This window comes from Pantoea phytostimulans (assembly GCF_046118715.1).
Lineage (GTDB): Bacteria > Pseudomonadota > Gammaproteobacteria > Enterobacterales > Enterobacteriaceae > Pantoea > Pantoea phytostimulans.
This window is the reverse complement of record NZ_CP173699.1, coordinates 402,820-424,248: the sequence shown is the minus strand read 5'-3', so window position 1 is coordinate 424,248 and position 21,429 is coordinate 402,820. Positions and strand designations below refer to the sequence as shown.

The following is a 21,429-nucleotide window of genomic DNA, read 5'->3' as shown; positions in this document are numbered from 1 at the left end:
AAATCAAATATCGGACAACTTGTATCTGTTATAACAAAAAATCGATTTAATAGACACAAAAACGACACTGTTTTCATATGTCTGATAATTTATAATATTTCGGATGGTTGCGAAATTGTTAACAAATGTCCATCAGGCAGGGAGGCCGATATGCCCGTCGATTTTCTGACCACCGAGCAGGAACTGAATTATGGTCGCTATGTTGCAGAACCTAATGACGTGCAGCTGGCGCGTTATTTTCATCTTGATGAACGGGATCTTGCTTTCATTAATCAGCGGCGGGGAAGGCATAACCGGCTGGGAATAGCGCTTCAGCTTACCAGTGCCCGTTTTCTGGGCACCTTTCTGACAGATTTAACCCGGGTTCTGCCGGGTGTTCAGCAATTTGTCGCGGTGCAGCTTAATATCCGCCGTCCTGAAGTCCTCTCCCGCTACGCAGAGCGGGATACCACCCTAAGAGAGCATACTGCGCTGATTAAGGAATATTACGGTTACCATGAATTTGGCGATTTTCCATGGTCTTTCCGCCTGAAGCGCCTGCTGTACACCCGGGCATGGCTCAGTAATGAGCGACCCGGTCTGATGTTTGATTTTGCCACTGCGTGGCTGCTTCAGAATAAGGTCCTGCTGCCCGGAGCAACCACACTTGTACGTCTCGTCAGTGAAATACGCGAACGGGCAAATCAGCGGCTGTGGAAAAAACTGGCCGCGTTGCCGGATAGCTGGCAGACCGCCCGCGTGACGGAGCTGCTGGACATTCCTGAGGGGCAGCGAATTTCACCGCTGGAGCAACTGAAAAAGGGACCAGTCACCGTCAGCGGTCCGGCATTTACCGAAGCGCTGGAGCGGTATATCCGGCTGCGAAACCTTGAGTTTTCCCGGCTGAACTTTACCGGCCTGCCCGCGATACAGCTGCGTAATCTGGCGCGTTACGCAGGTATGGCATCGGTAAAATATATCGCACGCATGCCAGAGCAAAGAAAACTGGCCGTACTCACTGCATTTGTTAAAGCGCAGGAAATAACAGCGCTGGATGAGGCCGTTGATGTGCTCGATATGCTGATACTGGACATCACCCGCGAGGCGAAGAAAACCGGGCAGAAAAAACGGCTCAGGACGCTTAAAGATCTTGACCGTGCTGCGCTACTGCTGGCGCGGGCATGTTCATTGTTGCTGGATGAGCAGGCTGACGATGCTGAGCTGAGGGAGACCATATTCAGCAGCATACCGAAAAGCAGGCTGGCAGAATCCGTCAGCAAGGTAAATGAGCTGGCCCGGCCTCAGAACAACAATTTCCATGATGAAATGGTGGAACAGTACGGGCGGGTAAAGCGTTTTCTTCCGGCGGTATTGCGCGACCTGCATTTCCAGGCAGCGCCAGCCGGAGAGCATACGCTGGCCGTGATTCATTATCTGGCTGAACTGAACGGCTCGAAAAAGCGCATCTTCGATGATGCGCCTGAACATATCATCACCGGCCCCTGGAAACGCCTCGTATACGATGCCGAGGGCCGGATACAACGCGCCGGTTATTCACTGTGTCTGCTGGAGCGCCTTCAGGATGCACTGCGCCGACGGGACATCTGGCTCGAAAACAGCGATCGCTGGGGAGATCCCCGCGAGAAGCTATTGCAGGGTGAAGAGTGGCAGGCTCAGCGTATTCCCGTCTGTCGTGCTCTGGGACATCCTACCGATGGACATAAAGGCGTGCAGCAACTGGCCGTTCAGTTGGATGAAACCTGGAAAGCAGCCGCATCCCGATTTGAAGGGAATGCGGAAGTCCATGTCTGCAATGACGGTAAATATCCTTCCCTGACCATCAGTAGTCTGGAGAAACTGGAGGAGCCACCGTCGTTGCTTTGTCTCAACAGTCGGGTAAGACAGCTGCTTCCTCCGGTTGATTTGACGGAATTACTGCTTGAAATAGACGCCAGAACAGGATTTACACGGGAATTTATGCATGTCAGTGAGTCCGGAGCACGGGCGCAGGATCTGCACGTTAGCCTGTGTGCGGTTCTGATGGCTGAAGCCTGCAATATCGGACTGGAACCGCTGATAAAGCACAATATACCGGCATTGACCCGCCACCGGCTCAGTTGGGTGAAACAAAATTACCTCCGTGCAGAAACGCTGGTCAGCGCCAATGCCCGGCTCGTTGATTTTCAGTCCACGCTGGAGCTTGCAGGTCACTGGGGCGGTGGCGAAGTGGCGTCAGCCGACGGCATGCGCTTTGTCACGCCGGTGAAAAGCGTCAATTCCGGGCCTAACAGAAAATATTTTGGTTCCGGGCGTGGCATCACCTGGTACAACTTCGTCTCTGATCAGTACTCTGGATTTCACGGTATTGTGGTACCCGGCACATTGCGGGATTCCATTTTTGTGCTGGAAGGCCTTCTGGAGCAACAAACAGGGCTGAATCCGGTTGAGATCATGACAGACACAGCCGGCACCAGTGACATTATTTTTGGCCTCTTCTGGCTGCTGGGATATCAGTTTTCCCCCCGGCTTGCTGATGCCGGGGAAGCAGTATTCTGGCGGGTGGATAAATCGGCAAATTACGGAGCACTGGATGAGCTGGCGCGGGGATGTGCGGATCTGTCGAAGGCGGAGAATCAGTGGGATGAGATGATGCGAACCGCCGGTTCGCTGAAGCTGGGCACCATCCATGCTTCAGAACTCATCCGCTCTCTGCTGAAAAGCTCACGTCCATCAGGACTGGCACAGGCGATCATGGAAGTGGGACGCGTCAACAAGACGCTATATTTGCTTAATTATATTGATGATGAAGATTATCGGCGGCGGCTCCTGACGCAACTCAACCGGGGAGAAGGCCACCATGCGGTGGCGCGTGCAATTTGTTACGGGCAGCGCGGTGAGATCAGAAAACGCTACCGTGAGGGGCAGGAAGATCAACTGGGAGCACTGGGGCTGGTAACTAATGCAGTGGTACTGTGGAACACGCTTTATATGCAGGAAGCACTGAGCTGGATGCGCACTAATGGAGAAGAAACCGGGGATGAAGATATCGCCCGGTTATCCCCACTGATGCACGGGCATATCAATATGCTGGGGCATTATACGTTCACGCTACCGGAGGATATTTTGAAGGGAGAACTGAGAGCATTAAATTTCAATTTAAACAATGAATTACCTTCTTAACGTACGTTTTCGTTCCATTGGCCCTCAAACCCCCAGGCCAGCGGTCAGCTAACGGTTATTGCTGCTCGCCTGCTTGCGGCAGATGCAGCCGAAGACAGCCTCCAGCTGACGCTTCAGCCGCGAGGTTCATCACCTGAGCATTATCGGGTCGACAGAGTCATTGTGACCACCGGGCCCGCACATGGCGCTCTGCTTAACAGCGACGCGTTATTACACCAGCTTGCTACAGAAGGCGTAATCCAGGCCGATCCGCTGGCGCTGGGTATCAATGTCAATGCGCTGTCACAAACCCTGAATGCACAAGGTCTGGCTAATCCTCATCTTTATGTCGTCGGGCCAGCCGCCCGCGGCCGTTTTGGTGAATTGATGGGCTTGCCGCAAGTTGCTGAACATGCTGAGTCGGTGGCGAGACAGTTATTGAGCATCTCACCCTCCTCTTCTACGCAAGCGAGCTCACACGAGCGCATTGACTAAAAGTGGCTGGAAAGGGAGCACGGCTGAACGGATACATCGAGCAGTTCACGTGGATAAATCCGTTGCTGATCGCGCGCTACTGCACCGACTTTCGCCTTTTCGGCCAAAGAACGTGCTGCCTGAATCGCCTTATCATCCTCGGTCAGCACAGCCGCCTGGATTACTTCGGGGAAATCGAAAGGGTTTGTCATGGTTTTCCAGTTAATAAACGGAAAGTCAGGGGCGGACCGCTCTTAATCCAGCGTGTTAGTTGAAATAATTAAGTGACAGGGATAATAGTCAGTTCATTTAAGGCAAGTAAATAGCGCGGATTGTTACAAATATGGGAAACGTAATTCACTTTTTAGCTATAGCGTGAGCGCACTGAATCAATGTAAACCCTGACAAGGCATCATCAATGATTTATAAGATAAATTGCAGTGCGGGTTAATTCTTAATTTAATAGAATGAGTAGTTTTTCTTTTTACGTTACGCACGGCCATTGCTTTAGCAATTAATCCCACTAAAAACAGTAAGCGCTGCATTATTTATGACTGCACAGGCAAGGCTATTATATTAATTGAATTCCTCAGCGTGCAGAAACGCCTATTGATCGCAGAGAGAATTATCCGGTGTCACTTGAAGCGACATATTATTCCCGAATAGGGATTAAAGGAGGATGTAACAGCAAGGCGCAGAGTGATATTCCCTTAAGCGTGATGAGCAAAACCCTGTAAAGCACACTCCACTGCGAAAAATTGCCGGATGATTCAGGCGAAAAAACTTAAGGCTAGTACGGTTCCTTTCACTCAAAAAAAACGCCTTAACCCGTTGATTGAAGGGAATATTTATTCCGTCATGATAAACAGAGATTTACAATGAGGACATAATACGGCTTGCCCACGATCTCGTTTAGTTGAAGACTGCTTAGAAAATTTCTTACACACCGGGCACTGAGAATTAACTTCATGCTGTTGTAAGTTATCAAATATTCGATTTAGCCATGTCATGATAAATTCCTCTTTGAGGTTTATTTAGCCTAACACAATCGAATTTAGTTAACTTTTATATTTACTTCCTTTCCAATTAAACTCGCTAACATCAACAGAATGTTCACTATTTACTTTTGAACACCCGCCGCTCATTCATGACCGGCAGGCAGATAGATAGAGAGTGTGGAATCAAATATTAGTACTCAGATTCCTCGCCTGGCAGAGGAATCGAGAGTTCCATACCTTCGGCACCTGCATAAAATATAATAAGATCAGTGGGTTCATTGGTTGTATAGCCGCGATGAGCAATATTGATGGACTCATTAAAGGCTTCTCCTGCATTGAAGGTTTTTGTCTCACCGCTGAATTTATCTTCAACGGTAAGCGAACCCGAAACGACGAAGGCGGTATTAGGGATAGGGTGCGTATGCCACGGCAACTCAGAATGAGCCGGAATGGTCATTTTCATTAGTGTAATCTCAGGCTTTCCCGTCGGGTAGTTTTCAATCACCTGTCCGTTCCACGCTTTGCCGCTATTTAATAACGTTTCGCTTGTCACCGTTTTTCCTGAATCACTGCTCATATCACTATACCCCCTTAAAATTAACCCGCTGATAAACCAGCTATTCATAATGAATTTAAGCAGCTAATTATAGACGCAAATTTTTAAAATATTATACAACATATTAATAAGGTTGATTTTTCGTTTAAAGCAAGGAATTGCTAACCTTATTAACGAGGGTTGTGACGAAAGGGCCAGCTAATAAATCACCGCGCATTTTCACTCAAGATTTCACTGGCATCACAGTAAACCGGAGACATCTCAATTTATCTATAACGATAACATCCGCTATTAAAACCAGGTATGTTAAATCCAGTTGGCAGCGTAATGCCTCATTCAAAACCACTTTCTTTCAACAATGTTATGAGAATACTTTTACAGGGAGAGTCCATGGCTAATTATTGTTGTTTTAAAAAACAAGGCAAGCTTATTGCTCTTGAAGCAAATAAATGCAGACATGAAAAAGCTGAGCGTGATTGTTGTGATCAACCTTGTAATGATATTGAAGCTCGCGACGCTGCTGAGGCCCTACTCAAATTTTCAATCTTACTTCATATAAATGAAGCAGTTAAGCCTGCATATGTTAAAGAGACAGTTTTTCATTCAGCGTTGAAGTTATTTTTTAAACGGCAAAACTTCAATAAGCCCGTATGAGCAGGCTAAACGGTATTTCAGCATGCCATCATCAATTTGCTGTGGAACGAATTTCACCTTGCGCATGAGTGAAATTAGAAAGGATGACGCGAAAAATCATTTCAGCCCCAAAGAAAGCGTCAACTGCACTTGCGTTGATTAAAGAGTATTCGTAGAGATTGAAGGCAACACTGTCACTGCCTTAATAGTTGAACGTAATGAGTAGGGAAAATCAGAGGCAAGCGTTGCGTTAATCAGGCTCTTTTTTGACGTTAAAAAGAGCCTGTCAAAGTTTATGCGTGATCCAGTGAATCACGATGCTGCTGGCACTTAACCAGAATATGATTTTGAAAAGTGGTTGGCATACGATTTCGCACCACCGAAGAGGACCCGATATTGTTCTCAGACTCGTAATCATCACGGGTGATTTTCAGTGTGGCACTGTTTGTAAAGGATCCCGAAGGAGAGGCACTCCGCTGTTGCACATCGAACACGTTAACCACAAAGGTGTCATCATCGATTCTGATCACATCATAACGAACCAAGCGGCTATCTGTGTTGCTGTTTATATAGTGTGTTTCAACTTCAGAGAAAATCATCATCACATCCTTCGTGTTTTACAGCGGGTAATGCTGAAGCATGGATAATATGGAAACGGGCAAGCGATGTCATTGCCCGTTGTGCGATTATTGTTTATCCAGCATGAGGAGATGAGCTAAAAGAAGGCGTGCTTAAATGAGGTCGCGAGAGGGATCATCGCCTATCCTGAACCATTTCCAGACGGCGCAAACGACGCTCGCAAAGCAGTGAATAAATACCGCCGACTGCGACCAGAAAAGCGCCCGCAATCGTCGCTTCCTCTGGCAAATTACCCAGAAACAAGAACCCAATAATCACTGACCAAAGCAGCGTGGTGTAATCGAAAGGCGCGAGCAAAGAAGCATCTGCATAGCGAAGGCTTAATGTCAGTAATATTTGGGTGATACCGCCAAACAGCCCGCAGCCGACCAGTAATAAAATTTCACGTCCTTCTGGTATTTTCCAGCCTGCAATCACCGTGACAAGTGAAGTTAATCCCGTCATGACGGTAAACCAAAAGGCGATCGCGCCGGCCTTTTCTGACCGATTCAACGAGCGGATTTGAATCAAAGCCCCGGCGGTAAAGAGGGCCGCCAGCAGCGCCAGAAACACGCCGGTAGAAGAACCGACATTCAAGGCGTTATCTGTGAGTGAAAGGTGCCCGGAAAGCATGATAACGATACCGCTAAATCCCGCCACCACTGCCAGCCAGCGGTGAGCGCGCACCTTTTCTCGTAATATTAGTGCTGCAAGCAGAACCGTAAACAGCGGGGCCGCGTAATTGATTGCGGTGGCATCGGTAAGCGAAATGTAGAGCAGCGCTAAATAGCTTAAATACATGCTGCAGGTTCCGGCAAGTCCGCGGATAAAGTGTCCCCGCACATTGGCGGTTTTAATCCCTTCTCGCACGCTGCCCTGCACCTTCAGCCAGAGTATTAATGGCAGCATCGCAAAGCAGGAGCGAAAAAATATCACCTCGCCTACCGGGATTGTTCCATCCAGCGCTTTTACACAGGCAAGCATCAGCGTTGAACTGAGCGCAGCCATAATTTTCATTGATATACCGGTTGCAGCACTCATTCAGCATGGGATCCAAAGCGGGTTTAAAACAGATTTACACTGCCTTTTGTTATCAAAAGCCTATCAGAATCTGTCAGTCACCCTGCGCTGAAGTTGAAGGGTTAATCAGCAGATAGTTTTGTTTCAAACCGATGGCCATTCGCGCCGCGCCATTGATAACCCTCTCTAAACGCAATAAAAAAGGCACCAAACGGTGCCTTTGATACTTTAACGGTTCAAAATGACCAGCGAACACCGGCGTTATAACGCCAGCCTTTAGCGCCATTTCCGTCAATCTCTTTACGGTAATCCGCCTCGGCATAGAACGAAACATCACGCTTCAACGATGCCGAGCCGCCAATGCCTACATCCCACATCTGCCCGAACTTTCCGCTGTCAAAGTTTTGATTGATGTCGCTGCCGGTTGAACCGATGTTCACTTTCGCCGTTCCGCCCCAGCCGCGAAAATAGTTCGCGCGAAGATACGGCGTATAGAGACGCTGGCTGTCGTCCTGCCAGGTGCGAGCGAGACGTGCGCCCAGTCGGCCAATGGTTTGATCATAATCATCATAGGAAACGCGGGTGCGATCGCTGTCGGTAAAGTTTTCCATGTTTAAACGCAGCCAGGTTAGCTGAGCCTGCGGTTCGAATCGTACACCGTGAGCAAACTCAAACGGATAGCCCGATTCCAGCGACGCGGCCCAACCCTTGCCTTTTGGCGACGCCACCTCTTTCTGCCGCGCGATATCCGTTTCGCCGCGATACCAGCTCCATGCCAGTGAACCGTCAACATAGAAACCGCTGTCACGTTGCCAGGTTCCATATAAAGCCAGGCTGTCGCTGTCGAAAGAGGTTGAGCTATAGCCATCAGCAGCATGTGGACGAATACGTGTGTTACCGCGCGTATAGGCGATGCCGCCGCGCAGGCTATCTTGTGCGCCATCTAACCTCAACAGGTTGCCGCCGAGCTGCACGGCACTGTAATCGAGGTCAAAATCATAGCCGTAATCACTGAATCCACGGTTGCTCTGGTATTCCAGGTTTGAGCCGATATAGCGGATAAACATTTCACCGCCCAGTGCATCCGGATTGTTTTGCTGATAGCGCAGCTCCCCAAGCCGTTTATGCAGATCGTCGGTTATAGCGAGTGTGTAATACGCCAAACCAACCGGGGCTGAGATGTAAGAAGGCACCTGCGGCGTGACAGCCGGACGCGCTGCCACCTTACCACTACCCGCTTGTGGCTGGCAGAGCGAGCCATCTTCACAGACAAAAGTATTGGCGAGGCGATAATCCCAGAACGCGTTACCGCTGCCGCTGACTTCTCGCTGGCTGGCGTCGCTGCTGCCCGGCGCGAAACTATACACACTGTATTGCCACGGTCCCGATGCGACATAGCCCTGCTTTAAGGCAAAACTCGTGCTACTGGCGCTACCTGAAACCTGCGCCAGTGAAATACCCTCCGTTGCAGTGATTGTGCTGTCGCCGTTGGTATCCGCCACCGTGCCGCCAATAAGCGTATCGTCGATAATCGTGGTGCCGCTGACGTTACCATTAACACGCAACGCATCACTTTGCGTGTTAAACGAGTTGAGCCGCAGGCTACCGCCGTTTGAGACTAATTCACCATCAAGGGTCAAGGTGTTATTGGCGACGTTAGCGCCGTTGGTTAAATCCAGCGTACCGGCGTTATTCACCACCAAAGAATCATCGGTTGCGCCCTGCAACAGTGGATTAACCCCATCACCCACAAACAGCGTTGAGCCGCTGTCGATATTAATGGTGCTGTGTGCCAGCTTGATGTTGTCCGTTAACGTCCATTGCGTGTTGTAGAAATTCAAGGTGCTCCAACCTGCACCGAGATTAGTGCCTTTGCTCAGGTCGTCATTGGAGAACGAACCACCGCGCGCAGTAATCTCACTTAAATTAAGCGTGCTGCCCGCGCCGCCCTGAGTCGTGATATGGCGTGTGTCTGCCAGGCTGACCTTTTCTATAGTGGCGGAATTATTCGTGCCGTTGCCCATCGTCAAGCTGCCGTTGATCGTGCCGCCGGTCAGGATCAAGGAATCACGCCCATTACCCGTATCCACATCGCCCAGTACCTTGCCGTCCAGAAGTGCAATGAGATCATCCGTCGCGCCGCCGGCGATGACCACGGTTTCGGGATTGGGTGCAGTGATGATGCCTTCATTGATGAATACCGTTTCACCTCCACGCAGGTCGATGATCGGAGAACGCAAACTCAAAGAGGAGATTGAGCCCTGATTGATCACTTCGCTGGCAGTATGAGTGACAATCGCCGAGCCGCCATTAGCGGCCTGAATGTCAATCGAGCCTTGTGTCACCACCCTGCCGCTGGTGTTAGCCTGCACGCCGGTTCCCTCGCCGGGAACAACGATGGAATAGCCTTGCCCAATCAGCAAATCATTGCTGGTGGTGGAACCGTCCTCATTAGCAAACAGATAACCGGTGCCGCCGCTGCCCACGTTAATTAACGCGCTGCCGTCAGGATCGAAGGAGGTTGCCGAGCGAATAGCGGCACCGCGTCCACTTTCCAGCCGAACGTTTTGCAGAAAAATCGAGGCGGTTTCCGCGCGGTTGTTAATCGCACTTCCGCTGCCGTAGGCTCCAAGAATAATATCATTAGCTTCAAATCGCTGCGCGCCGCTGTCAAGCAACAAACCGTCAGCGCTGCCGTTGGCGCTCAGCGTGCTGCTGCCTTGCCCATCGCCGTAGATTTTTAACTCTGCACCACTGCCGACCCGCAGCGCAGCGATGCCGTCATCAACCCGTAATTCGCTGTCCATGGGCACGTATTGACCATAACCGCTGCTGACATCAACGCCGATACCTGAAGCCACATGCACGCTGCCGCGGTTGATAAAGTTGCCGCCATCGTGAACCCGAGCGCCGGTGCTGTCAGGCCCGGTCAAATTGACCCGTCCTTGATACTGGTTGAATAATCTTGCAGCGTTGCTGATGTCAAAAGCGGTGATATTTTCGCCGCCGCCCACTATGTCAGAGGCCGCATAAGCGGTCGATTCATTGCCGACGCTGACCACAGCAGTGCTGTTGCGGCCATTAAGCGTGATGCGATTGGTGACAGCACCTTCCGCGTTATCGCTAACGCGCACGGCCGTTGCACCATTGCCGGTCACAGTAAACACGTCGGTGCCAAAGATGTTTGTGCCTAAGCCGGAAGCGACGATCCCCGTGCTGTTGGCTCCGCTTAACGTGACATTCGCGGCGCTGAAGGTTGAGAAGAAGGCCCCCGCGCTGATGCGGTAGAGCGTGGATCCTTCAGTGCTGACGTCCGTTGTGCCGCCGCCGCTGAACAACCTGGAATCGATATCCATGGCTTGATACGCAGTTTGGTTAGGACTGTGGAATACCACACGACTGTCGGGTCCAAGGTTAAGCGTTGCCCCTAGCACAGCTTGAGCCCCTATCACATCGTCACCGTACAGATTGATGATCCCGTTCTGATTAATGCGTGATAGTGGGTAATACGCTACTGCGCCGTAGGTTGGCGAAACCAGGATGCTCTCTCCCGCACTCACGTTTAGCGTTCCGCTGTTATTGATCACAGAGGGCGTAATCCCGTCACCGTCTAACGGATAGTTATAGGCATAAAGCCCGGTACCACCGCGCGTGACACTGATGTCGCCGCTGTTCGTCACGGTTGCGCCAGAGTACGCTTCTATACCGTAGGTTCCCTGACCAGCAAAAGTGATGTTTCCGGTGTTGATCAGCTGTGCCTGGTTCCAGGCTTGTAGGCCGGTTTGCCAGTCAGCGCTACCGTGTATATCGGCATGGTTCACCAGCAGGGTATTAGCAACCGGCGGCGCATCGGGATCGCTGTATTCGCCGAGCAGATTACGTGTTTTGCCGTCTACTGCCGCCGCTCTTGCTGTTTCCCCCACCATATTAAATGTGGTGTTCGCGTCAATAGTGCCTTGAGCGCCGCCTTCGACCAGCACGCCAGTGGCGATCTGACCAATATTGAATGTCGCGCCGTTAGTGTTAATTGTCGTGCCTTTGCCGCTGCCCATTACGCCAATTGCCGAAAAGTCGTCGGGCGTGAGTTTCAGGCCGTGACCATCAAAATCTGCGCCATCCTGGTAGCGGAAAAGAACGGAAGACCAGCCAGGCGTAGTAAAGCTGCTGTTGGCGGGCAAATTGATTTTGGCGTCTGGACCGAGGGCATAGAAGGTGATCTGATACTGACCGCTGCTCTGTTGAGGCAAAGCGTTTGACGTTACGTTGACGGTGGCATCGCCTTCGGCGCGAATGCCAATGACCGAGTCGCCATTAAGGTTGATCGGCCCGCTGAGATCCGCTTTAGCCTGGCCGCCCGGTTCCCCTTTTACCCAAACGGCGGTATCGAAAGTGCCGTCATAGACATTAACGTGGGCGTTGACGTTTATCGTGCCGGTAGAGAACGCGCTGGCGCGGTTGCCCTCGCTGGCAATGACTTTAATTGCTGTGGTGCTGTCACCGTTGACGTTGATGGTGCCGGTATTACCCACCCGCCCGCTGCTGCCGGAATCGACCACCAGCATGCCGACGTTCTCGGCTGGCTGAGACTCTGCGCGCCCGTTGAGGTCAATCACACCATTATTGAGCGCCAGCGCGTCAGGCCCGAATCTAACGCGCATGCCGACGGCATTCTGTACCTTAGAACCCACCACGATACGACCATTATTGATTGCGCTGGCATTCAGAATTTGATCAATACCGAACACGCCGTCGTTCAGATACACCTCGACATCTTGTGTTGCGTCTGTTTTACGGTTCTGCGGGGTGCGGCCAATATACAGGATGCCATCCTCTGCATTGATAAAACTCCCTTCACCGCTGAAACTCACCCCTGCCGCACTGCTGCCGTTACCGACATTAGCCACGCCAACATTGATATTACCGTGGTTAATGGCATGGCCGTTGCCGAGCCAAATCGCCGAACTGCCTCCCGATACGGGCGCATCACTAAGGGCAAAGTTGATTACGCCATTATTGGTAAACTGGCTGCCATAAGAGGACGCGACAACTTTTCCGATATAGCCCAGCGTGCGGTTATCCACCCCTTCGCCGTTGGCATTATTGAAGAAGCCACCGTTGATCACCCCATTATTAACCCCTGTGCTGCCGTTGATCAGCTCCAGCGCCTTGCTTTCTGACTGTACCGGTCCGCTGCTGGCAAGTTTTCCATTAATTATCGCGCGCGCCCCGTTGCTGGCGCGCATCACTGCGGTGCTGTTGTTTTTGACTTCAAGGGTTTTACCGCGATTGATTTTCACACTGGCATTCGGGCCATCGGCGCTCAGCACCACCTGTTCACCTAAAGGCTGTGCGACTTCATCATCAAGGTTATTGGTGCTCATGCGGTAAACCACGCTGCCTTCGCGCAGTGCATAGGCTTTACTGAATTCGGGATTGTAATCTTCCGCCCTGAGATTGGCGCTTCTGAGTTGCAAAACCAGCCAGTCATTATAATTTCTTAGTTCGGTGCTGTTAGTGACATTGAAGGCGTTCACCGCGCCATCTTTGGTGGTTACGGTAAAAGCACCGCCATAATCCACCACGTTACCCACGTTATAAGCGAGCCGATCGCCACTGTAAGGCGGGGTTGCCGCGGTAAACGTGATGCGGTTATTTGCGTCCCAATTCAGGTGTCCCCGCTTCTTAGCGGTAAAGAGTTCGCTCTGCTTAGCCGCCATCGACCAACGATTGGTGCTGGCGCTGCTCGCGGCGCCTTGCTTGCCAATAGCGATATTAAGCGTGCCATTGCTTACGGCGGCGACCCGCGCATTAATATATTGGCCATCTTTCACATCGTAATAATCAGGGACCTGCGCAGCGCCACTCACGCTAAGCAGATCGTTAAACGCAAACGTATCGTACACATCATAATATGTTGAGGTATGCGCTTCGAAATCGGGGATGCGGACAGTGAAATTTTGCAGTCCCAAATCGAGCCGTTTTTCACCGATCAGATTGTCGTTAATAATGCGGCCCGTGTTTTGCAACTCACCCAGCGTGATGCGAGTTGCACCACTTACGCCCGGCGCAAACTGCGGTAAACCGCTTAGGGTTTGTGTCGTGCCGTTACACAGGCAATAGACACCAGCCTTATTATCGTTAAATTCAGGGGTATAAGGTTTGAGTAATGCAGCAGAAGCATTGAGTATCGGAAATAACAGACCTTGCGCAGCAACAAGGCTCAAAAACAGAGGATTTAATTTAAACACAATGTTTTCCTCATCAGAGAAAAGACAAAGCCTGCTTAACGTTAGGCGTTATATTTCAGGCGGAGTTTATGAATAAATTGTTTTCGAAATGATAACGTTTGAAATAGGGTGAAATGAATCACAGCACTTTGTTGCACTAACGTCCAGCAGGACTTAACAATAAGCCACTTGTGAAAAAAGCCTTTCAAAATAAAAACTAAAAAATAAATAGGGCTTATTGGATCTAATTGAATCCCTTTACCCCAGATAATTCAAACGGATGATTTTGAATTAACGGCCTGTGGTAATTAAAAACAGAGTATGAAAATTTACGCGAAAATTATTAAGGTTATAAAAGGAAGTTTTGTAAAGAGGAATAAATCTAAGGGCAATTAATCTTCTGAGAAAAATTCATACCCACTGCGCGCGCTTATCTTGTTCTTAATATGAACTATCACAATTTCAATTTATCCCGTTTCCTTTCGCGGCGAGCAGGTGCTGGAAAGATTTCAGTAAGCCCCCGTCACCCTTTTACCGCCTCGGGAAAAACCTCCACTAGCCAGGCGATAAACACCCGTAGACGATGTGTCACATGGCGGTTTTGCGGATAAACAACGTGGAAAGGATAAACCGGAGGCCGCCATTCATGCAGTATTTCCACCAGCGCTCCCTGTTTCAGCTCCTGCTTTATTGAATAAGTGAAGGTTTGAATAATGCCCATTCCGGCAATCGCCGCCGCCAAATGCGCATTGCTTTCATTCACGCCAATGCGATGATCGGGTTTAATTTCTTTTTTCTCGCCGTCCCTTTGAAATCTAAAAGGAAAGGCTCTGCCCGTTAACGGAGAAAGGTAGCTGATCAGCTTATGGCCATTGCTGAGTTCTTCGGGATAGGCGGGGATACCGAACATTTTTAAGTATTCCGGCGTGGTGCAGGTAATCAGGCTTGCATTACCAATATGCCGCGCAATCAGCGATGAATCGTCGAGTGGGCCACCACGAATCACACAATCGATATTGCCACTGATCAAATCCACGGGGCGATCGGCAACGCCCAAATCAAGGCGAATATCAGGATAGCGTGAAAGGAAGTCCGGCAGCGCCGGAATCAACACGTCGCGAGCCGTTGATCCCCCCACATGAATATGTAAGTGCCCGTGCGGTTTGTTGCGAGACACGATAAATGACGTATCGATATCTTCCAGATCGATAAGAATACGCGAGGCTTTCTCGTAATATTCACGCCCTTCCGGCGTGGTCATGACGCGTCGGGTGGTGCGCTGCAACAGACGAACACCCAGATGCGCCTCCAGAGACTTCACTAATTTGCTTAAGGTGGCATTCGGCATGTTGAGTGAATCTGCCGCGCGCGTGAAGTTTCCGGTTTCCACTACCCGCGTAAAAGCCCGAATTGCCATCAACTGATCCAACTGCCGCCCTCCTCAATTCGCCAGAATGATTATCCACCGCTGTGAATAGTCATTTTCATTTTTGCTAATTTTTCCGCAATGTCTTCGACGCTACATTACTTACAGGGCCTGTTTAGCAAACCATTTAATAAGTAAATGGCTTCAAAAACAGGCAGGTAAATCAACTTATCGGAAGGAGTATGTAATGAGCAAGCAATTGTCTGGAAAGATCGCGCTGATTACCGGCGGTACGTCTGGGATTGGACTGGCAGCCGCCCAAGAGCTGGCTGCACAGGGTGCGCAGGTTTATATCACTGGACGCCGTCAACAAGAACTGGATGCGGCGGTTGCCACACTCGGCTCCACTGCTGTGGGCGTTCGTGCCGATGCGTCATCGTTGACGGAGCTGGATGCGGTTTACGCGTTAATCGCTAAACAATCTGGACGACTGGATATTTTGTTTGCTAACGCAGGCGGTGGCGACATGATGCCGCTGGGCGCGATTACCGAAGAACATTTTGACCGTATTTTTGCCACCAATGTGCGAGGCGTTTTATTTACCGTGCAGAAAGCCCTGCCGCTGCTGGTTGATGGTGCCTCTGTGATTCTGACCGGCTCCACCGTCTCCATTAAGGGGACAGAAAACTTCAGTGTCTACAGCGCCAGCAAAGCCGCCGTAAGAAACTTTGCACGATCATGGTCGCTGGATTTGAAAAATCGTGGGATACGCGTCAACGTGGTCAGCCCTGGGCCAGTACGCACGAACGGCTTGGGTGGATTGGTTCCCGAAGAACACCGTCAGGGACTTTTTGACAGCCTGGCAGCACAGGTTCCATTGGGCCGGCTGGGTGAACCTGAGGAGATCGCTAAAGTGGTCGCGTTCCTGGCATCCGGTGCGGCAAGCTTTGTGAATGGCATTGAGTTGTTTGTTGATGGGGGAATGGCTCAGGTTTAAGGGAGTGGTTTTTTGACTCTTGAGTAGACCGATAGGATAAAACGTCACCCTCTTTGGCGTTTTATCCTTTATTTGTCCTGTGCGATCTTTACCCCATGAAAACACCCGAGAATCCCCCCTGCATTAGCACAATCAAATGCGTTCACACGCCGTCGCGAATAAGGTTTAGCCGCCGTAGCGTCTTTTGCCAGTGAAGTGTTGAATGGCAGGAAATATTAACTACCGCAACACGTGGAACGATCGCGCCTGCGCCTGATAACGGCAGGCCTTAGAATGCGAAGACAAAAAAGGCCGCCCATTGGGCAGCCCGTTTTGGCACGTCCTTGTGCGACCATGTTTATTTGATTAGCTCAGCCGAAACATAGGCACCGTTATCAACGCGCGCGCCGGTGATTTTGTATGACGCGCCTGCTTTATGCGCCTGAGCCGCAATTTTGGCTTCAGCACTGTCCAGAGTGGAAGCTGAAGCGGTAACACTTTGTGCGAAGCTGCCGAAAGAAACCAGTATTAGAGCGGTAACTGCAACAGTAGTTTTGATGGATTTCATGGTCATTTCCTCAGTGAAGTTTGTTTGTTTGAGGCGTTCTGCCTCGATGTGAACAATCATAGAGCTGAGGAGAGCGGATTAAAAGCTGAGCTATTTGCTCAAATAAATCAAAAATATTGAATATGTTTCGATGCCTCCGAAAAGGCTGTTTTACAAGAACAGATTGATACGTTGCACAGCCTTAGCCAAAAGCGTGTTTAAAACTTAATGTCAGAAACCGTTTGGCCATCAGCAAGTTGCCTTCAAGCCGGTGTCAAGACGCTCCCCTTTCTAGCTTCGCGGCTAAAGCTGCCAGTGGAAATGCCGATAAATCGTACTCATCCAACCACTGTATCAAGCGACTATGTTAACGATAAATCATAACCAAACCGCTGCATTGTCGAACAAAGGACGTTTGTGCACCGGCTCTGTGCTGGAAAGAACAATTGAAAGATTGTCATCAGGGTTGCGAATAAACAGCGCAAAAGATGATGCTGCAGGACAAGCCATCTCCAACCGCATGACGGCAAATATCAACGCTGATAGCGCCGTAGCGCGAGGTCTGAATGACGCGATTAGCTACTCACAAACCGCTGAAGGCAGCCTGAGTACCATCGGTGACTTGCTGATTCGGGCTAAAACGCTGTCGATTCAGGCTGCCAACGGCACGTTGTCTGATGCTGACCGCATAAGTGTGAATACTGAATATCAGCAAATTCTTGCCGGTATAAATGACATCGCCGATCAGACGGAAATTTTTGGTCAGTATCCCTTAGCCACTAATAACCCTGAATTGCCGCCGGCTCTGCTGGGTGATGTAGCACCTATCAAAACCCAATTTCCCGTATCGGGTAAAAGCTATTCGTTTACTTCCGGCATTATATCGCTGGCGTATATCCCTGCGGGATCGACAAATATAAAAATCAGCATCGATTCGCTGGGTCAGGATGATGATCTCCAGTTATTTACGCGAGACGGCAAACATCTGGCCGGTACGCCGATCAACGGCAGCGATGCCGATTTTACCTGGGTAAGTAAGGGAATAACGGATGACGCAACCGCGACATCACGTCTGCTTACCAGCAGCAACGGCTTCGCCAGCGGGGCAACCTACGACGATTCGCAGCTGACTGAAGGTGGTGCAACGTGGGCATTGGCGGGCAGCAATTCGCTTAGCTATAACGGAATGACCATTAGCTACAGCGGTGATGGCGATCGTTATGAAGATGCAACCACCGGCAATTTCAACGATGGCGTCAATGGCAGTAACCGTCAGGAACGCATCAGCATTAATACCGTCACGGAAGATCTGATTGTGGTGGTAGTCGGCAATGGTTCTTTTAACAGCAATCTTACCTGGGGATTACTGCCAGAACCCACATCGACGCCCGCTGTTGCGCCAAAGCAGAGCCGGCCTTTAGACGTCGTGACCAGCGCAAACTTTGGTCAGCCGGTGCAGTCAGACAGGATTGCGGCTACGCCATCGGATACGAAAACCTTGGGACTGAACAACACCACGTTGCTGAGCGAAGGTGACATTTCCATTACCATGACAGCATTAGATGCAGCGCTAGAGAAAGTCAGCCAATACCGTTCAAGCTATGGCGCTAAGATCAATCGCTACGAATCGAATAAATCCGTGCTGACACAACAAGGGATCGACACAGAATCAGCCCGGAGCCGAATTCAGGACGCAGACTATGCCCAAGAAGCGAGTCTTTTAGCGCGAACGCAAATATTGCAGCAGGGACAAAATGCTGTCTCGAAAATAGCGAACAAAACGTCCGAACTCGTTCTTGATCTGTTGCGCGATCAATAACGGCTTTAGGTTCAACGTCCCCGGTTTTCATCTCCGCTTTAGCGCAACCACGCTTGATTATTCGCAGGTTATTTCACTCGGTGCCATGGAGGGCCACTGCCATAAAAGGCCAAACACGACAGCCTTTAAATACGCCTTTTTATGAACACTGACGCGCCATAATAATCTCCATACCAATTTGCTGGCCGTAAGAGAGTTCAAGCGTATTTCCATCCGGGTCATTAAAAAATGCCCAGTAGCCTACTGGCGGCAATGATTGCTGAGCTGCCCGCCGCAAAATCCCTTCCTGTTCAGCCAGTTTGACTTTGGCATCAATCTCTTCCTGGCTGCGACACGCCACACCAATATGACCAAATGGCCCGAGCGGCGTATCCACGCTGACCTGAGACTGAACCAAGACCAACGCAAACGGACGCGTTAAGTCTGAAAGCCAGGCGACTTTCTGTGCCTCAGCTATGCCTGGCTCGCGCTGATGAATCACCTGCATATCGGCATAGCGCTGGTAAAAATCGATACTTTTTTGCAGATCTCTCACCTGTAATGCCACATGGCTAAATCCGATATCGTTCGCTGACATATCCCTGCTCCTTGAAATCGCTGGAATCTGAGGATGTCACAAGCAGTAATTAACAGTTGATCGCAGGTGCTTAACTGCTGCGCGGTTATGTCATGACGAAGCACACTGTGAGTTTGCTCACCCTTTTGACCCCTTTGCGCAAATAAAAGGTAAAGGCTATCAAATCCGTAGATCAATACAGGTAGGAGTTATCAATCTGCCGCTATATCTTGTTACGAAACCGAAACGGAGAATAACAATGAGTTCGACAGAAGATACACACAACACGTTAGCTGCAGGTAAATGCCCCTTCCATCAAAGTACGCCAGATCAAAGCGCGGGCGCGGGCACGGCGAGCCGTGACTGGTGGCCAAAGCAGCTGCGGGTAGACCTGTTAAATCAACACTCCAATCGCTCTAATCCATTGGGCGAAACATTCAATTATCGTGAAGCGTTCAGCCAACTCGACTATTTCGCCCTGAAAGGCGATATCAAGGCATTATTGACCGACTCACAGCCCTGGTGGCCTGCGGATTGGGGCAGCTATATTGGCCTTTTCATCCGCATGGCATGGCACAGTGCAGGTACTTATCGCGCCGTTGATGGTCGTGGCGGTTCCGGTCGCGGTCAGCAGCGCTTTGCACCCTTAAACTCCTGGCCAGATAACGTCAGCCTGGATAAAGCGCGTCGCCTGTTGTGGCCAGTTAAGCAGAAATATGGTCAGAAAATTTCCTGGGCTGACCTCTATATTCTGGCGGGCAACGTGGCGCTGGAAAACGCCGGTTTCCGCACCTTTGGCTTTGGTGCCGGACGTGAAGATGTCTGGGAACCGGATCAGGATGTGAACTGGGGTGATGAAAAAACCTGGCTCGAACATCGTCATCCTGAATCTCTGGCGCAGGCTCCGTTAGGTGCGACCGAGATGGGCTTGATTTACGTTAACCCGGAAGGCCCAAATAACAGCGGCAATCCCGCTTCGGCAGCGCCAGCGATTCGCGCCACTTTCGGTAACATGGGTATGAACGACGAAGAGATCGTTGCGCTGATCGCGGGTGGCCACACGCTGGGTAAAACCCATGGTGCAGCCGCAGCCAGCCATGTTGGTGACGATCCTGAAGCCGCGCCGATTGAAGCTCAAGGCTTGGGTTGGGTCAATAGCCATGGCAGCGGTGTAGGTGCAGATGCTATTACATCGGGTCTGGAAGTTGCGTGGACGCAAACGCCAACGCAATGGAGCAACTACTTCTTTGAGAACCTGTTCAAGTATGAGTGGGTACAGACACGCAGCCCAGCTGGCGCTATTCAGTTTGAAGCCGTGGATGCCGATGAAATCATTCCTGATCCTTTCAATTCAGAGAAGAAACGCAAGCCAACCATGCTGGTAACAGACCTGACGCTGCGCTTCGATCCTGAGTTTGAAAAGATTTCGCGTCGTTTCCTGAACGATCCGCAGGCGTTTAATGAGTCGTTTGCGCGTGCCTGGTACAAGCTGACCCACAGAGATATGGGGCCAAAAGCGCGTTACATCGGGCCGGAAGTGCCAAAAGAAGATCTGATTTGGCAGGATCCGCTGCCGCAGGCAGTTCATACACCAAACGCTGAAGATATTGCGCGTTTGAAAACAGACATTGCTAATGCGGGCCTTTCGGTCGGTGAACTGGTCTCTGTTGCCTGGGCCTCTGCTTCAACCTTCCGTGGCGGCGACAAGCGCGGCGGTGCGAATGGTGCCCGCCTGGCGCTGGCTCCACAAAGAGAGTGGGAAGTGAATGCGCACGTTGCACATGCCCTTTCGGTGTTGGAATCAATCCAGCAAGCTTCAGGCAAAGCATCACTGGCTGACGTCATTGTGCTGGCCGGTGTGGTGGGTGTTGAGCAGGCTGCGGCAGCCGCTGATGTTAATATCAGCGTGCCTTTCACGGCCGGTCGTGTTGATGCTCGTCAGGATCAAACAGATGTAGATTCATTTAATCTGATGAAGCCGGCTGCTGATGGTTTCCGTAACTATCGTGGTGTATTGAATGGCACCTCAACTGAGGCGCTGTTGATTGATAAAGCGCAGCAGTTGACGCTGACAACCACGGAATTGACGGCGCTGGTGGGCGGTCTGCGTGCTATCGGCACCAATTTTGATGGCAGCCAGCATGGCGTGTTTACTGGCCGTTCCGGCGTGCTCAGCAATGACTTCTTTGTCAATCTGCTGGATATGCGTACCGAGTGGAAAGCGACCGACGTCACTTCGGAACTGTTTACGGGACGCGATCGTGTTAGCGGCGAAGAGAAATTCACCGCAACGCGTGCTGACCTGGTATTCGGTTCCAATGCCATCCTGCGTTCAGTGGCAGAAGTCTATGCCAGCAGCGATGCTAAAGAGAAGTTCGTTAAAGACTTCGTCGCCGCCTGGACGAAAGTGATGAATCTGGATCGCTTCGACCTGCTTTAAGAATCAAGCCCGGGAAAGGAAATCTCTCTTTCCCGGGCTTTTTCTTTAATAGCAATGTGAT

Annotated in this window: 14 protein-coding genes and 1 pseudogene; 6 read left to right on the top strand and 9 right to left on the bottom strand. The window is 50.6% G+C overall.

Translation table 11 applies throughout. The features are described from left to right. The first annotated feature begins 150 nt into the window (after positions 1 to 150). Together ACF2G4_RS20470 and ACF2G4_RS20465 are read left to right on the top strand one after the other, a co-directional pair. Positions 151 to 3,159 carry a Tn3 family transposase gene (locus ACF2G4_RS20470; protein ID WP_409076217.1) on the top strand — a complete coding sequence of 1,003 codons (3,009 nt, stop codon included), beginning with the start codon at positions 151 to 153 and terminating at the stop codon, positions 3,157 to 3,159. A gap of 33 nt (positions 3,160 to 3,192) precedes the next feature. Next, positions 3,193 to 3,633 (top strand): annotated as a pseudogene (locus tag ACF2G4_RS20465) (FAD-dependent oxidoreductase); the annotation flags it as partial. On the opposite strand, the gene ACF2G4_RS20460 reads toward ACF2G4_RS20465, so the two are convergent. From ACF2G4_RS20460 to ACF2G4_RS20450, 3 genes are all read right to left on the bottom strand, one after another. Beyond that, positions 3,630 to 3,824 (bottom strand): hypothetical protein, encoded by a 195-nt coding sequence (locus ACF2G4_RS20460; protein WP_409076083.1) that lies wholly within the window; start codon positions 3,822 to 3,824, stop codon positions 3,630 to 3,632. The pseudogene ACF2G4_RS20465 and the gene ACF2G4_RS20460 sit on opposite strands and share 4 nt — an antisense overlap. A 636-nt stretch (positions 3,825 to 4,460) precedes the next feature. Then, positions 4,461 to 4,622, bottom strand: a complete 162-nt coding sequence (locus ACF2G4_RS20455; RefSeq protein WP_215848693.1) for a YnfU family zinc-binding protein — start codon at positions 4,620 to 4,622, stop codon at positions 4,461 to 4,463. Between the two features lie 178 nt (positions 4,623 to 4,800). After that, on the bottom strand, positions 4,801 to 5,187 hold the full coding sequence (locus ACF2G4_RS20450; protein WP_409076082.1) for a cupin domain-containing protein: 387 nt from the start codon (positions 5,185 to 5,187) through the stop codon (positions 4,801 to 4,803). Positions 5,188 to 5,556: 369 nt separating this feature from the next. Between ACF2G4_RS20450 and ACF2G4_RS20445 the strand changes: the two genes are divergently transcribed. Beyond that, a complete protein-coding gene (locus tag ACF2G4_RS20445; RefSeq protein ID WP_409076081.1) occupies positions 5,557 to 5,820 on the top strand; it encodes a hypothetical protein in 264 nt (87 codons plus the stop codon). 272 nt (positions 5,821 to 6,092) lie between these two features. On the opposite strand, the gene ACF2G4_RS20440 is transcribed toward ACF2G4_RS20445, so the two are convergent. The 4 genes from ACF2G4_RS20440 to ACF2G4_RS20425 all read right to left on the bottom strand — a co-directional run bounded on the left by ACF2G4_RS20440 (position 6,093) and on the right by ACF2G4_RS20425 (position 15,093). Beyond that, positions 6,093 to 6,401, bottom strand: a complete 309-nt coding sequence (locus ACF2G4_RS20440) for a hypothetical protein (protein WP_215848690.1) — start codon at positions 6,399 to 6,401, stop codon at positions 6,093 to 6,095. A 151-nt stretch (positions 6,402 to 6,552) separates the two neighbouring features. After that, positions 6,553 to 7,458: a DMT family transporter gene (locus ACF2G4_RS20435; protein ID WP_243079126.1), complete on the bottom strand. Its 906-nt coding sequence runs from the start codon at positions 7,456 to 7,458 to the stop codon at positions 6,553 to 6,555. A gap of 215 nt (positions 7,459 to 7,673) precedes the next feature. Continuing rightward, on the bottom strand, positions 7,674 to 13,685 hold the full coding sequence (locus tag ACF2G4_RS20430) for an autotransporter outer membrane beta-barrel domain-containing protein (RefSeq protein ID WP_409076080.1): 6,012 nt from the start codon (positions 13,683 to 13,685) through the stop codon (positions 7,674 to 7,676). A gap of 502 nt (positions 13,686 to 14,187) precedes the next feature. Then, on the bottom strand, positions 14,188 to 15,093 hold the full coding sequence (locus ACF2G4_RS20425; RefSeq protein ID WP_409076079.1) for a LysR family transcriptional regulator: 906 nt from the start codon (positions 15,091 to 15,093) through the stop codon (positions 14,188 to 14,190). Between the two features lie 184 nt (positions 15,094 to 15,277). Between ACF2G4_RS20425 and ACF2G4_RS20420 the strand changes: the two genes are divergently transcribed. After that, positions 15,278 to 16,027 (top strand): SDR family oxidoreductase, encoded by a 750-nt coding sequence (locus ACF2G4_RS20420; RefSeq protein WP_409076078.1) that lies wholly within the window; start codon positions 15,278 to 15,280, stop codon positions 16,025 to 16,027. Between the two features lie 337 nt (positions 16,028 to 16,364). Here the strand turns inward: ACF2G4_RS20420 and ACF2G4_RS20415 are convergent, their stop codons facing one another. Then, positions 16,365 to 16,574, bottom strand: coding sequence for a DUF1471 domain-containing protein (locus ACF2G4_RS20415; protein WP_215848722.1), 210 nt, complete (start codon positions 16,572 to 16,574; stop codon positions 16,365 to 16,367). A gap of 343 nt (positions 16,575 to 16,917) precedes the next feature. On the opposite strand from ACF2G4_RS20415, the gene ACF2G4_RS20410 reads away from it, so the two are divergent. Further along, positions 16,918 to 18,372 carry a flagellin gene (locus ACF2G4_RS20410; protein WP_409076077.1) on the top strand — a complete coding sequence of 485 codons (1,455 nt, stop codon included), beginning with the start codon at positions 16,918 to 16,920 and terminating at the stop codon, positions 18,370 to 18,372. Between the two features lie 139 nt (positions 18,373 to 18,511). Here the strand turns inward: ACF2G4_RS20410 and ACF2G4_RS20405 are convergent, their stop codons facing one another. Further along, entirely contained in the window at positions 18,512 to 18,949 is a 438-nt protein-coding gene (locus ACF2G4_RS20405) for a VOC family protein (protein WP_243079138.1), read from the bottom strand. Between the two features lie 238 nt (positions 18,950 to 19,187). Between ACF2G4_RS20405 and katG the strand changes: the two genes are divergently transcribed. Further along, positions 19,188 to 21,368, top strand: coding sequence for a catalase/peroxidase HPI (gene katG / locus ACF2G4_RS20400; protein ID WP_332627007.1), 2,181 nt, complete (start codon positions 19,188 to 19,190; stop codon positions 21,366 to 21,368). Positions 21,369 to 21,429 lie beyond the last annotated feature (61 nt).